At 67.8% G+C, this 12299-nt stretch carries 13 protein-coding genes; 6 read left to right on the top strand and 7 right to left on the bottom strand.

The window, feature by feature from the left end:
• The first annotated feature begins 51 nt into the window (after positions 1 to 51).
• Together FHR33_RS44705 and FHR33_RS44700 are read left to right on the top strand one after the other, a co-directional pair.
• Positions 52 to 1254, top strand: a complete 1203-nt coding sequence (locus tag FHR33_RS44705) for a helix-turn-helix domain-containing protein (RefSeq protein ID WP_183661417.1) — start codon at positions 52 to 54, stop codon at positions 1252 to 1254.
• A 143-nt stretch (positions 1255 to 1397) separates the two neighbouring features.
• On the top strand, positions 1398 to 1853 hold the full coding sequence (locus FHR33_RS44700) for a hypothetical protein (RefSeq protein ID WP_183661416.1): 456 nt from the start codon (positions 1398 to 1400) through the stop codon (positions 1851 to 1853).
• A gap of 101 nt (positions 1854 to 1954) precedes the next feature.
• Here FHR33_RS44700 and FHR33_RS44695 read toward each other — a convergent pair whose 3' ends face one another.
• Positions 1955 to 3196, bottom strand: coding sequence for an IS256 family transposase (locus FHR33_RS44695; RefSeq protein ID WP_183661415.1), 1242 nt, complete (start codon positions 3194 to 3196; stop codon positions 1955 to 1957).
• A gap of 782 nt (positions 3197 to 3978) precedes the next feature.
• Here FHR33_RS44695 and FHR33_RS49490 point away from each other — a divergent pair.
• From FHR33_RS49490 to FHR33_RS44680, 3 genes are all read left to right on the top strand, one after another.
• Complete coding sequence (locus FHR33_RS49490) at positions 3979 to 4569, top strand: transposase (RefSeq protein ID WP_221242553.1); 591 nt, start codon at positions 3979 to 3981, stop codon at positions 4567 to 4569.
• Between the two features lie 82 nt (positions 4570 to 4651).
• A complete protein-coding gene (locus FHR33_RS44685; protein WP_183661414.1) occupies positions 4652 to 4921 on the top strand; it encodes a hypothetical protein in 270 nt (89 codons plus the stop codon).
• Positions 4922 to 5163: 242 nt separating this feature from the next.
• Positions 5164 to 5631, top strand: coding sequence for an RICIN domain-containing protein (locus FHR33_RS44680; RefSeq protein ID WP_183661413.1), 468 nt, complete (start codon positions 5164 to 5166; stop codon positions 5629 to 5631).
• 83 nt (positions 5632 to 5714) lie between these two features.
• Here the strand turns inward: FHR33_RS44680 and FHR33_RS44675 are convergent, their stop codons facing one another.
• From FHR33_RS44675 to FHR33_RS44655, 5 genes are all read right to left on the bottom strand, one after another.
• A complete protein-coding gene (locus FHR33_RS44675) occupies positions 5715 to 6095 on the bottom strand; it encodes a hypothetical protein (RefSeq protein ID WP_183661411.1) in 381 nt (126 codons plus the stop codon).
• Positions 6096 to 6104: 9 nt separating this feature from the next.
• The gene (locus FHR33_RS44670; RefSeq protein ID WP_183661409.1) at positions 6105 to 6419 is read right to left on the bottom strand and encodes a hypothetical protein; all 315 of its coding nucleotides are present in this window, start codon (positions 6417 to 6419) and stop codon (positions 6105 to 6107) included.
• Between the two features lie 543 nt (positions 6420 to 6962).
• On the bottom strand, positions 6963 to 7418 hold the full coding sequence (locus tag FHR33_RS44665; RefSeq protein WP_183661407.1) for a hypothetical protein: 456 nt from the start codon (positions 7416 to 7418) through the stop codon (positions 6963 to 6965).
• A 1138-nt stretch (positions 7419 to 8556) separates the two neighbouring features.
• Complete coding sequence (locus FHR33_RS44660; RefSeq protein ID WP_183661405.1) at positions 8557 to 8862, bottom strand: ubiquitin family protein; 306 nt, start codon at positions 8860 to 8862, stop codon at positions 8557 to 8559.
• Between the two features lie 3 nt (positions 8863 to 8865).
• Positions 8866 to 9945 carry a WD40/YVTN/BNR-like repeat-containing protein gene (locus FHR33_RS44655; RefSeq protein ID WP_183661404.1) on the bottom strand — a complete coding sequence of 360 codons (1080 nt, stop codon included), beginning with the start codon at positions 9943 to 9945 and terminating at the stop codon, positions 8866 to 8868.
• A gap of 185 nt (positions 9946 to 10130) precedes the next feature.
• Between FHR33_RS44655 and FHR33_RS44650 the strand changes: the two genes are divergently transcribed.
• Positions 10131 to 10880, top strand: a complete 750-nt coding sequence (locus tag FHR33_RS44650; RefSeq protein ID WP_246453711.1) for a helix-turn-helix domain-containing protein — start codon at positions 10131 to 10133, stop codon at positions 10878 to 10880.
• Between the two features lie 51 nt (positions 10881 to 10931).
• Here the strand turns inward: FHR33_RS44650 and FHR33_RS44645 are convergent, their stop codons facing one another.
• Positions 10932 to 12050 carry a globin domain-containing protein gene (locus FHR33_RS44645; RefSeq protein ID WP_183661402.1) on the bottom strand — a complete coding sequence of 373 codons (1119 nt, stop codon included), beginning with the start codon at positions 12048 to 12050 and terminating at the stop codon, positions 10932 to 10934.
• Positions 12051 to 12299: the final 249 nt, after the last annotated feature.

Genomic DNA, 12299 nt, shown 5'->3' with positions numbered 1-12299 from the left:
ATCGCCCATAAGGGACTTACGTGACCACATGGATGATCGGGGGACACGCCAATGGTCGACATCGATGTTCCGATCTGGGCCGCCCGTCTGGGAGTCCTGCGCCGCGGGCGCCTGTGGAGTCAGAGAGAGCTCGCGGAACGGCTGTCAGCCGCGGCGGACGAGAGCACGCGGGACCGGTTGCCCGCGCCGGAGACGCTCACCTCGATGATCCGGCTCTGGGAGGCGGGGGAGCGGCGGCCCGACGAGTGGTACGCGGAGCTGCTCTGCCGGGCGTTCGGCGTGGACGAGGCCGAGCTGTTCGTCGGCGACGCGGCCGGCACCACTCTGTGGCACTACCTGACCGGCATCCCGCTGGTGTCGGGGATGTTCACCGCCGAGGAGGAGGAATCCACCGGCCGGGCGATCGAGGCGCCTCAGCGGGCCGATGACCGGACGGTCGGCTACTTCAGGGCGATCCTGGACGCCTACACCCGGACCGACCTCCGCCCCGCCGACGCGATCAGCGTCCTGCGGCCTGTCTTCGCGGGCATCGAGGAGTTCCGTCGCGATGCCAGTTCGCCCGTCAGACGCGCGTTCCTGCTGCTCGCCACCGAGAACGCGGAGCTGATCAGCCGCCTGCACCACGAGGCAGGAAACCCTAGCAGGGCGCTGGCCTGGTCGGATGAGGCCGTACGCGATGCTCGTGAGGCGGCCGACGCGCTGCTCGAGGCCTACACCCTTGCCCAGAGGGGGGGCCTCTCCGACACCGCCGGTGATCCCGGCGGGCTCGTCGACCTCGCCGTCGCCGCCCGTGAACGCGCCCACCTCCCCGCGCGGGTGGATGCCCTGTCCCGGCATCATGAGGCGCAGGGTCACGCCCTCGCCGGCAACCTGGACATGTGCCGGCGCCGCCTGGAAGAGTCCGCTCAGTCACTCGCGGAACCGGGGGACGAGACGCCCTACCGATTCGACTGCTCCACCCAGGCCCACGACACCCTGTGCGCCGGGTGTCTCGTCGATCTCGGCCATGCCAGGGACGCGATCGAGATCCTGGAACAGCAGCCACCGAAGGCGCCGCCGACCTATGCCACCGCCTACGCCTTGGCGCGCATGGCCCACGCGTACGCCGACGTTCACGAGTGCGAGCGCTCGGTCGAAACAGCCAGACAGGCTCTCGCCCTGGCGAGGCAGACCGGCGCCCTACGAGCCCTGCGAGAACTGGCCAAGGTCCACATCCCACCCCAGGAGGCCAGACACACCCGCATCCACCCGTAGCCACCCGTCACCTGACCTGCCACAGTGACGCTGCTGGGCTGGTGATGGAGGCGGGCCCGGAGCCGACTTTTCATGCCCCCCGGACTGCAGTACCTGGTTCGGTGATGTGGTCGGGCGTGTTCACATCGGATAAGGAAGCAATTGTGCTGGTAGATCTAAGCCATCATTCGGCCGTCATGCAGGAGGTCATTTCTCGTTGTCTCTGGGTGCGGCAGTACGAGGCGGACGTGGAGGAGGTCGTCACCGCGCATGTGGAGAAGGGTGGGACGGACGGTCCGGTGCTACGGGAGTTCGTGTTTCGGTACGCGAACATGCGGTTCATCTATCCGGGGGGATATGTCCGGATGGAGGTTGAGGTGACTACGGATGTGACCGCGGCTCTGCACTTCTACCGGGCGTGGGTGGTGGAGGCGGAGCGGAGGGTTGATGTCGGGCTCTGGCCCATCGGTGAGGCGTTTGATACGGCTGAGGCCGTCCTGCTCGGCGAGGACGGGGTCGTCTATCTGTTTGGCGACGCGGGGATGCAGCGAGTAACCCGAGGATTCCCGGAGTCGATGCTGGCGTTGGTGACCGGAGAGTGGGACAAGACATTCTTCTAAAGGGAACGGTGTGAGCAGTGAGTTCAGGAAAGCTGCGGAGTTCGGTCACGTCCGGCGAAGTGGTGTATGAGTTGACCTTCGCGTGATCCTGTTTCTGCAGGTTAAGCGGTAAGTGTCTGCGGCAGCGGGTTCTGTGCCGGTGTGTCGCCTGGGATCACCCGCATGCGGGCCTTGGCCAGAACGTCCAGACCCATGTAACGGCGGGCCTCGCTCCACTCATCGGTCTGTTCGGCCAGCACCGCGCCGACGAGCCGGGCGATCGAGCCGCGGTCGGGGAAGATCCCGACCACGTCAGTGCGGCGGCGGATCTCCTTGTTCAACCGTTCCTGCGGGTTGTTGGACCAGATCCGCTTCCAGATCTCGCGCGGGAAGGCGGCAAAGGCAAGCAACTCCTCCCGGGCCGCGTCCAGGTGCTCGCAGGCGGCCGGATACTTCGCCTCCAAAGCGTCGATGACCCAGGCGTGCTGGGCCCGCACCGCCTCACTGGCGGGTTGATCGAAGATCGTGCGCACCAGCGTGGCCACCCACGGCTGCGCCGACTTCGGGACCGTGGTGAGCAGGTTGCGCAGGTAGTGGGTGCGGCAACGCTGCCAGGACGCGCCCGGCAGGCTCGCCCCGATCGCCTCGACCAGCCCGGCGTGGGCGTCGGAGATGACCAGTTGCACCCCGCCCAGCCCTCGCGCCACCAGACCGCGTAGGAAGGCCAGCCAGCCGGCGCCGTCCTCGGCCGAGGTGACCTCCAGGCCCAAGATCTCCCGCTGGCCGTTGGCGTTGACCGCGGTGGCCACCAGGACATGCACGTTGATGATCCGTCCGCCCTCCCGCACCTTCTGCGTGAGCGCGTCCAGCCAGACGAAGGCATACGGCCCCGCGTCCAAGGCTCGGGTGCGGAAGGCCTCCACCTGGGCGTCGAGCACCTTGGCCATCTCGCTGACCTGGCTTTTGGAGATGTGCTTGATGCCGAGCTGCTCGACCAGCTTGTCCACCCGCCGCGTCGACACTCCCAGCAGGTAGCTGGTGGCCACCACGCTGATCAGCGCTTGTTCGGCCCGGCGACGCCGTTCCAGCAGCCAGTCCGGGAAGAAGGAGCCCGAGCGTAGTTTCGGAATGGCGAGCTCGACGGTGCCGGCCCGGGTGTCCCACTCGCGGGAGCGGTAGCCGTTGCGCCGGTTGGTGCGCTCCTCGCTGCGCTGGCCGTATCCGGCGCCGCACAGGCCGTCAGCCTCGGCCGACATCAACGTCTCGGCCATGGTCTTCACCATGGATCGCAACAGATCCGGATCCCCGCGCTCGATCTGCTGAGCCAGCCAGGCGGCAGGGTCCACACTGTTGTTCACGGCCATCGCTATCTTCTCCTTCGATCTTGACTCGCAATCACGAAGGATCTGTGAGTCTGGCAGTGGCGCTGAAAGGTGGAGCGCTGCCAGGCTCGGTGCTGGCGATCTCGGGTGACTCTCGAAGGATCTGGCCACCATGGTGTGCCCTGCGCGTGACCTGTCCCCGGGACCGCCACCACCGGTCTGGCCCACCACGCTGACTTGATCAGAAGCCTGTCCGCCGTTGCGGCGTGACTCATCACAGATATGTCCGCGTGGTGTCTCCAACCAGGTCGGCGCCGTATTCCGGCAGATCGCCATCACAACGGGAGCCGCCATGACGATGCTGTCCCAGACCGTCGACGCCGTGATCGGAGTCGATACCCACCGCGACACGCACAGCGCCTGCCTGGTCAACCCGGTCGGTGGCGAGCTGTCGGCCATCACGATCACGGCCGATGCCGACGGCTACCGCCAGCTGGCGCAATGGGCAGGCGATCAGGCTCCAGCCCGCGGATCGTGTGGGCGATCGAAGGCACACGCAGCCACGGCGCCGGACTGGTCCGCGCGTTGCGGCAGGCCGGTCAGCACGTCATCGAGTCCGACCGCCCCAAGCGCATCACTCGCCGGGTCGGCGGCAAGAGCGATGCGATAGATGCCCGTCGCGCCGCCCGCGAGGCGCTGGGCCGCGAGCATTCGGCCGTGCCGCGCACCGATGGTCCCCGTGAAGCGGTCCGCATGCTGTTGGTCACCCGAGAAAGCCGATCCACGCACGCACCGGCGCGGTCAACCAGCTCAAGGCACTCGTGTTGACCGCGCCCGAACAGCAGCGTCAGCGACTGCGCGGCCTGACCAGAACCGCCTTGATCGATGCCTGCCTGGCCCTGCGACCCTCGGCCACCACCGATCCTGAAGAGCGAACACGTCGCCTGGTCATGCAGCGCCTGGCCCGCCGCATCCGCGACCTGACCGGCGAGATCCACGCCGCCGATGACGAGCTCGCCGCACTGGTCCACCAGCATATGGGCCACTTACTCCAGATGCGCGGAGTCGGCGTCATCACCGCCGCCCAATGCTGGGTGTCATGGTCCGGTCCTGGCCGCTTTCGCAACGAGGCCGCCTTCGCCGCCCTGGCCGGCGTCGCCCCCATCGAGGCCAGCAGCGGCAAGAACACCCGCCACCGCCTCAACCCCCACGGAGATCGCGCGCTCAACCGCGCCCTGCACCACATCGCCCTCACCCTGCAGCGGTGGGACCCCGAAACCCGCCAGTACGTGGCCAAGCGCATCAGTGACGGCAAGACGCGCCGCGAAGCGACCCGCTGCCTCAAGCGCTATCTCGCCCGCAAGATTTATCGGGCGCTCGAAAACGGGCCAAGCGCCGTCACGGAGGCTGCTTGACAAACATAGAAGCGTCACGCGATGGCCGTCTTCATTTCACGACGCCACGCCTGTCCCCAGCGAAAACTCGTACACCACGTCCGTGGACGCAACCCAGTCGGCCGCGGGTGTCGGTGAGCGCGAGAAAGCGCAGGCCGTGGCGTTTGTGCTTGCCGGAGAATTTCTTGCGGTTGTCGGCACCGGTACGGCGGCGGGTGGGGATCAAGGTCCCGTCCAGCAGGACCACCTCCCATGCCGATGGGCCGCGGCGCGGGCGAAGGGTGAGCAGGAGCTTGAGCGGTCGACGCTGCCGTCGGAGGACCGGGATGCCTGGATCTCGGCCCATGACGTCACCACTCCACTGATCGGGTAAGAGCGACCCGCTGGTCGAGTGGAAGGACCGAGCCCGCCTGCATCCGCGAAGCGGGTGACAGGAGGTTTCAGGGTTGGATCGCGCGAATCAGTGCTATACCAGCGATATACCGCCCCTAGATAGCGTTCTCCGGGTCAACAGCCCGTATGCCTCGGGGCGCATGGTCAGGCGCTTCACCCAGGTCATCCCCTCATCAGTGGCATGCGGCAGACGTTCCTTGCCGCTATACCCCAAGGAGAATCATGGGTTCCCGGGCCATTATCCGAACCGCAGCTGTGGCAGCAACCATGATCGCCATGGCTGTCGCCACGCCGGCAGCCGCCGAACAGCAATCACGATCGTCGCAGCTGGCCGCTAAGGTCGATTTCCCGGAAATGAAGCACGTGCAGAGCGGTCTGTGCCTCGACGGGAGCACCAAGTTGGGTGTACGCCTCAATAAATGCCACGGGGGCGACCACCAGCGGTGGTACAAGGAGTCGAGGCGCAATGGGGTGATGATCGTTCATCTGCAGAGCCGTCTGTGCCTCGACGGGAGCACCACCAAGGGCGTACGCCTCCTCAAATGCCACGGCGGCGTCCACCAGGGCTGGTACACCTACGACTCGGGCAGTATTCCGAATCTGCAGAGCGGTCTCTGCCTCGACGGGAGCACCAAGTTGGGTGTACGCCTCAATAAATGCCACGGAGGCACCCACCAGCAGTGGTCCTGAGCCTTCCGCACGGCGCGGCCTGCCGTGACCCGCTGGCCGGGTAGAAGGAACGAGCCCGCCCGGTTGACCGGGCGGGCTCGCTATCAGGTGCCGCGGTGTTCGAGGGGCTGTCGTCTTCGCTGAGCCGACGGCGCCGCCCCACTTGACGCAGACGCCTTGGTCTTGGCGCGCACGGGGCCCGCGTAGTACTGGAAGCTGCCGCTGTCGGCGGACCGCTTGCCCTTCACCTCAAGGTAGGCCGTCATAGCGACCTTCCCGCTGGCGCCGTTGCGCATCGTGGCGACGCTGTTCTCGCCGGTGGCACACCTGTAGAGCAGGTAGACGGTGCCGGCCGTGCCGAGCGAGGCCGAGTCGACGCGACCGAAGCCGGCCCCGCAGACCTTCTCAGGGGTGTACAGGATGGATCCTTGGGCGGCGGAGGAGTGGTGTCCTTGCCGCCGCCACCGCAGACTGCGCCGCCCCATCCGGGCTCGTTATCGTCCGTGTCTAGATGCTTTCACCAGGTAACCGTCGTGGGTCTGTCGAGGGATGCCATGTCGCTGCTGGCCCAGATCACCACACGCCTCGTGGCAGCCACCGAACGCGCCGAACGCCTGCGCACCTAGCTGGCCGAGGCCGAAGACGACCTGGACCGGCTGCGGGTGGCCGAGCAGGTGGTCAAGGAAATCCTCGCCGAAGAGCCGGCCGATGAGCCGGCGCCGGTGTATCAGGTGGCGCTGCCCGCCGACCGCGCCACCGACCGCGCCGCGCAACTGCTGACCGGCGGCCGGTTGATCTGCTTCCGGCATGAGGCCGCCGTGGCCCACGTGCTGCCCGCCGACTACCAGGCGCTGCTGTCCGCGGTGTGCTCCGGCCAGGCTCCGCTGCCGGCCAAGACGATCTGCGGGCAGCTGGGACTGTCCACCGAACCGGGCCAGGTCGTAGGAACCCGGGCCAAGCTGAATCGGCTGGTCGAGCGGGGCTGGCTGCGCAAGACTCCGGCCGGAGCGTTCGCCCCGCCGACCTGTCCGGCACCCCGAGGTGGAGATCTGGCGCCCCTGATCAGAGGGCGACGCCTGCGGACGCCGATACGGCGGCGACGTGGCGCGCCCCCGGCAGGGGCTTGGCAGTGTGTGAGAACAACCAAAACACCCGCCGAAGACCCGCCGTCTGCTGTCTACCAGTGCCGTCTGCCACTGTCCACCAAGACCCTCACCCTGGTCGCAGACCTGCTCCGCGGCCACCTCAAGACGATCGGCTCACGGTGGCGGAACCTGCCGCCTGGCAGGATCGCTCTCATCGTGCTCGCCGTGCTGCGCCACGACCAGCGCCTGGCCGACATGGCCGGCGGGTCAGGTGTCGTACAGGCCGTCCCATGGTTCGTAGAAGCCGATGTTGTTCGGGTAGAACTCGGCGTGTTCTACGCCTTCGAAGGTCTCGATGACGAGGCCGAACAGCACTCCGTCGAACGTGTGCTGGAAGGGCCGGATGGCGATGTCGTCGAAGCGAAGGCCCGGAAGCGCGTCAAGCCAGTGCGTCAGTCGCCCGTGGGCGAGGTCGACGGCCCCCCGATGGTCGTCTTCGGCGCCGGTGTGCTCGACGCGGGAGTCGAGGTGGTGGCCGGCGGCGTCGAAGGTGTGCAGGACGGCGTACCAGCGTTTGTGTACCGGCCAGTCGTCGGTGCGGGTGTAGCCCTCGCGGAAGGCGGCGGTGACGGAGCCGAAGAACTGGCCGCCTTCCCAGCGGCCGATCGTGCCGGTGTGGTAGTCGGGTTCGTAGACGATGGGGATGATCTCGGGGACTGACATGCGCTGGAGAGTAGCCATCGGGTCCGACAACAATTCGAGACTGTCACGACCTTGCTAGCGTCGGCGCTAACCACGTCTGGACGGCTCTGGAGACTCCGAGGCCAAACGTCCCTGATGACATGCGTTTCTGTCGGTGGTGGACGGTGGTGGTCGTCTCTGAACTTGCCACGGATCAGAAGGTGCCTGGCTGGTGTTCCGGTTGTCCCGGCTCCAGATCTCGGTGCATCGAGGGAGGTCCTCGAGCTGCCGCCTTCAGGGAGCATGCCCCAGAGGAAGGGGATCAGGTACTGAGGCGGTTCGCCCAGGAGCGCGGCCAGTTCGTCCTCGGTGACGGTGAGGGTGAATGCCGAGCCCGGTTGCCCGGGGTTCCATCCCTGTTCGATGGCTCGCCGGACGCATCCGGCACGAGGGCGGGGCGGACCGCGATCGTCCGTTCTCCGTGCCAGTTGTCCGGCCGAGCGCAAGGGAGCGACACCACGAGGACACGCCCCGGCTCCTCGGTCCGCTCGATGGTGATGGTGAGGGGACTCCAGCCGTTGCCCTCGCCGTAGGTGGGCTTGTGCCGGATCCGCCAGCGGAAGGCGGTGCCGTCGACGCTGATGAGCCGTGAGCCCTTCGTGGGCATCGCCATGGGCGCCTCCAAGCTCCTGCTCTGTTCCGCCGCTGTTCCGTGGGAGTACCGAAAGCAGCGAGACGTTGCGCGCGACGTCCGCAAGCGTAACCGCTGCTCATCCCCATGATCGAGCCAATTTCGCGGGTAGCCGGATCACGCATCGGAGAACACCCGGATCTACGAGGGAACCTGTCCACCGGAATCCAGCGCATGATGGTCGCCACAGGAGTGACCGAGTTGAACGGCGAATCCTGATCACCGGGGTAACAACCTCGGTCCCTCATGTCCTGGCGAGGGGGCTGGCGATCCTCGAAAGGATCCTCGAGCCTTGACCCAACCCCGCCACCACAACGCCGGGGCCGGAGAGGCCCCTTGCCGAGGGGGCGCGGGGAGCTGGACCCCCCCGGAAGACCAGCCCGAAGCCGCCATCGCGCGAAGCGCCCAAAGGCGAAGGCCCATGCAGTCGGCCGCCCCAAAGGCGAAGGCCCGTGCAGTCGGCCGCCCCGCAGGCGAAACCCCCTGCGGTCAAAGGGCAGGTAGGACGTACACCTCGGCTCCCGGTGGGATCGCGCAGTCGAGGCCGCCCAGCCCCTGGGCGTTCTCCCCGCACACGAACATGTTGATGTGGCTCTTGATCTGCCCGTAGTCGTCCCGTAACCGCCCCTCCAGCGATGGATGAGTCCGCCGCAGCGTGTCGAGGGCGGAGCCCAGGGTGGGCGGTGTGTCGCGGTCGGCCCCCACGGCGAAGACCTTGACCTCGCTCTCACCGCTCACCCAGTGCCGCAGCGCGCTCGGAAGCACGAAGACGACCATCATGGCGGGCTTGGCCATGGGCTAGAGCACCGCCGCCCTGACGGTCAGGACGTCGGGCAGGTGGGAGGCCACCTCGCTCCAGGTGTCGCCGCCGTCGCGCGAGCCGTAGACCGAGCCGTCGCGGGTGCCGAAGAAGATGCCCGCGTGCGAGGCGGTCATCGCGTCGCGCAGCACGGAGGCGTAGACCGGCCCCTCGGGCAGGCCCTCACCGTGCGCCTGCCAGCTCTCGCCCGCGTCGTCGCTGCGGAAGACCTGGTAGCGGTGGCCGACGGGGGTGCGGTCCATGTCGGCGTGCAGCGGCAGGACGTAGAGGGTGTCGGGCCTGTCGGGGTGGACCACGACGGGGAAGCCGAAGTCGGACGGCAGGGAGGAACCGATGTCGGTCCACGATCCGCCGAAGTCGTCGCTGCGGTAGACGCCGAAGTGGTGCTGCAGGAACAGCCGCTCGGGCCTGGCCGGGTGCAGGCTGACCTTGTGCACGCACTGCCCGAACTCGGGGTACTGCTGGCCCTCGGGCAGGAACGGGGCGCGGATGCCCTGGTTGGCCGCCTCCCAGGAGAGGCCGCCGTCGGTGGTGCGGTAGAAGCCGCCCGTGGAGATGGCCACCCCCATGATCTTGGGGTCGGTCGGGTGGTTCAGGATCGTGTGCAGGCACAGGCCGCCGCCGCCCGGCTGCCACTGCGGCCGGTGCGGATGCTCCCACAGCCCCTCGACGAGGGTGTAGGTGATGCCGCCGTCGTCGGAGCGGAACAGCGCGCCCGGCTCGGTGCCGGCCCAGACGACGTCTGGCTCGGACGGCGAGGGCAGGAGCTGCCAGACCTTCTCGAGGGTGGCTCCGGTCTTCTCGGGGAAGGCGATGGGTGGTTTCTGCGCTTCCTGCCAGCTCTTGCCGAGGTCGTCGGAGTACATCACCGAGGGGCCGAAGTGGCCGTACTCGATGCCCGCGAGCAGCCTGGGCCTGTCGCCCCTGGTGTCGATCGCGACGGCGTGCACCCCGACGGTGGAGAACTGGATCGGCTCGACCTCGAACGGGCCGCCGCCGGTGGAGCGGGCGAGGAAGAGCCCCTTGCGGGTGCCGACGGCGAGTAGGGCGTCGCTCATGTTGGTCTCCCTGTCTTGGCTTGCTGGCCATCGTGTCACGCGCTACCGACAACTTCTGGGGAGTGCGGGATTTGCGGGCGTGCGCTGTCCGCTTACGTCCCAGGTAATCGTGATGATTCCCTTTTCCCGCTACCGTTCGGGTCATGGGAGCGCTTGCCGTACAAACTGAGTCATTTGGTGATCTGTTGCGCTCGTGGCGCCAGCGGCGCCGCGTCAGCCAACTCGATCTGGGAATCGAGGCGGAGGTGTCGGCCCGGCACATCAGCTTTCTCGAGACGGGCCGGGCCAGGCCCAGCAGGGACATGGTGATGAGGTTGTCCGAGGAGCTGGAGATACCGCTGCGGCACCGCAACCGCCTGCTCGTGGCCGCGGGCTACGCCCCGGTCTTTCCCGAGCGCGAGGTGCGCGCGCCGGAGATGGAGGTGGTACGGCAGGCGCTGGACAAGATCCTCGCCGGGCACGAGCCGTACCCCGCGCTGGTGGTGGACGCCGCGTGGGATCTGGTGGCCGCGAACGGCGCCGCCGCGATGTTCATGGAGGGCGCGCCCGCCGAGCTGCTGAAGGAGCCCGTCAACGTGATGCGGCTCTCGCTGCACCCCGAGGCGATGGGCGGGCGGTTGGTCAACCTGCCGGAGGTGCGGGCGCACCTGCTGCACCGTCTGCGCAGGCAGGCGGAGGCCTCGGGCAGCGGGCGCCTGGCCGAGCTGCACGACGAGCTGGCCGGTTACACCTACGAGGGGGTGGACCTGAACGTGGCGCACGTCCCCGGGCCCGCCGACATCCTGCTGCCGCTGCGGATCAGGCACGGGGACAGGGTGCTGTCGATGTTCACCACGATCGCGACGTTCGGCACCCCGGTGGACGTGACGGTGTCGGAGCTGGCGATCGAGACCTTCTGGCCGAACGACGAGGAGACCGCCGCCGCCTTCCACTGAACCCTCCTCCCGCGGCCGCGCAGGGGAGGAGGCCAGGGGAGGAGGAAGGGGTCAGCGTTCGCCCTGGACGACGTCGCGGTGGATGCGGGCGAGCGGCACCCCGCTCGCCTGCAGCCGTCCGACCGTCTCGTGCACCATGGCGGGCGGCCCGCACACGTACACCTCGTGCTCGGCCCAGGAGTGGAAGCGCTGCATCACCTCGGGCAGGTGGCCACGCATGCCGTCGTAGGAGGGCTGGTGCGAGACCACGGGCAGGACCCGCAGCCAGGGGAAGCGCGACTCCATGCGGATCAGGTCGGGCAGGTCGTAGAGCTCCTCGGCGGTGCGCGCGCCGTACAGCAGGTGGATGTTCGGCCGCCGTCCCGAGGTGATGACGTGGTCGATGATGGCCTTGATCGGCGCGAGGCCCGTGCCGCCCGCCACGCACAGGATGTCCCTGCCGCCGGACTCGTGGGGGATCATCGTCCCGATGGGCGGGCCGAGCATGAGCGTGTCGCCGATGCGCGTGTGCCGCACCAGGGCGGTCGAGACCCAGCCGCCTGGCACGCCTCGCACGTGCAGCCTGATCGTGTTGTCCTCGCGCGGCGCGTTGGCGATGGAGAAGGTCCTCCACACCCTCGGCCAGCGCGCGGTCTGCACGCTGACGTACTGGCCCGCGGTGTACGGCAGGCGCTGGGTCGGCCTGAGCGTGAGCACCGCGATGTCGGCGGTGCGCCGCTCGTGGTCGACGACCTCGGCCAGCCACCACGCGGGTGAGACCCCCGCGTCGCTCTCGGCCGAGTCGATCATGAGGTTGGCGGCGGCGGTGTAGGCCGCCACCCATGCCGCCTCGATCTCGGTGTTCCAGATGTCGGCGGCGAAGCGCTTGATGGTGGCCAGCAGGGCGTTGCCGACAGCGGTGTAGTGCTCGGCGATCACACCGTACTTGCGGTGGTCGCGGCCGAGCTGGCCGAGATAGGAGGCGAGGCTGTCGGGACTGTCCAGGCTCCACACCACCCTGGTCAGCGCGCTGAACAGCCGGTCGCGCTGCACGTCCATGGCAGGAGGGAACATCCCCCGCAGGTGCGGGTTCTCGGCGAACAGCCGGCCGTAGAAATAGGCCGCCGCCCTGTCGGCGACGGGTTCGATGACGGAGAAACTCTCTTTGACGAGGCGCGGATTCAACGACATGCCTTTTGACCCCACCCTTTGACCGGAATGCGATTCCGGTCGTGTCGTTCCACCTCCCTGACGGCTCCGGGTTGTGAGCGTACGGCGCGCCCCGGCACGTCCGCGCACTCATCTGGAGTGTTACACCGGCTCCCTGGGGCCACAACCGTTTCACCTCAATACGGTGCTAACCAGAACTATCCGTAATGGGAACGTTATTTTCCGCAATCGAAATTCAAGAGTTAAGGACAGCGAAAGTGAATACGTATC

Origin of the sequence: Nonomuraea dietziae (assembly GCF_014195505.1) — a bacterium.
GTDB classification, from domain to species: domain Bacteria; phylum Actinomycetota; class Actinomycetes; order Streptosporangiales; family Streptosporangiaceae; genus Nonomuraea; species Nonomuraea roseola.
The sequence above is the reverse complement of the archived record's forward strand: the minus strand, read 5'-3'. Positions and strand labels throughout refer to the sequence as shown.

Excerpts from the sequence above, each read along its gene's own strand:
- FHR33_RS44705 (WP_183661417.1), top strand. The coding sequence starts at position 52 with ATGGTCGACATCGATGTTCCGATCTGGGCCGCCCGTCTGGGAGTCCTG.
- FHR33_RS44695 (WP_183661415.1), bottom strand. The coding sequence starts at position 3,196 with ATGGCCGTGAACAACAGTGTGGACCCTGCCGCCTGGCTGGCTCAGCAG.
- FHR33_RS44680 (WP_183661413.1), top strand. The coding sequence starts at position 5,164 with ATGGGTTCCCGGGCCATTATCCGAACCGCAGCTGTGGCAGCAACCATG.
- FHR33_RS44675 (WP_183661411.1), bottom strand. The coding sequence starts at position 6,095 with ATGGGGCGGCGCAGTCTGCGGTGGCGGCGGCAAGGACACCACTCCTCC.
- FHR33_RS44670 (WP_183661409.1), bottom strand. The coding sequence starts at position 6,419 with ATGCCGGAAGCAGATCAACCGGCCGCCGGTCAGCAGTTGCGCGGCGCG.
- FHR33_RS44665 (WP_183661407.1), bottom strand. The coding sequence starts at position 7,418 with ATGTCAGTCCCCGAGATCATCCCCATCGTCTACGAACCCGACTACCAC.
- FHR33_RS44660 (WP_183661405.1), bottom strand. The coding sequence starts at position 8,862 with ATGGCCAAGCCCGCCATGATGGTCGTCTTCGTGCTTCCGAGCGCGCTG.
- FHR33_RS44655 (WP_183661404.1), bottom strand. The coding sequence starts at position 9,945 with ATGAGCGACGCCCTACTCGCCGTCGGCACCCGCAAGGGGCTCTTCCTC.
- FHR33_RS44645 (WP_183661402.1), bottom strand. The coding sequence starts at position 12,050 with ATGTCGTTGAATCCGCGCCTCGTCAAAGAGAGTTTCTCCGTCATCGAA.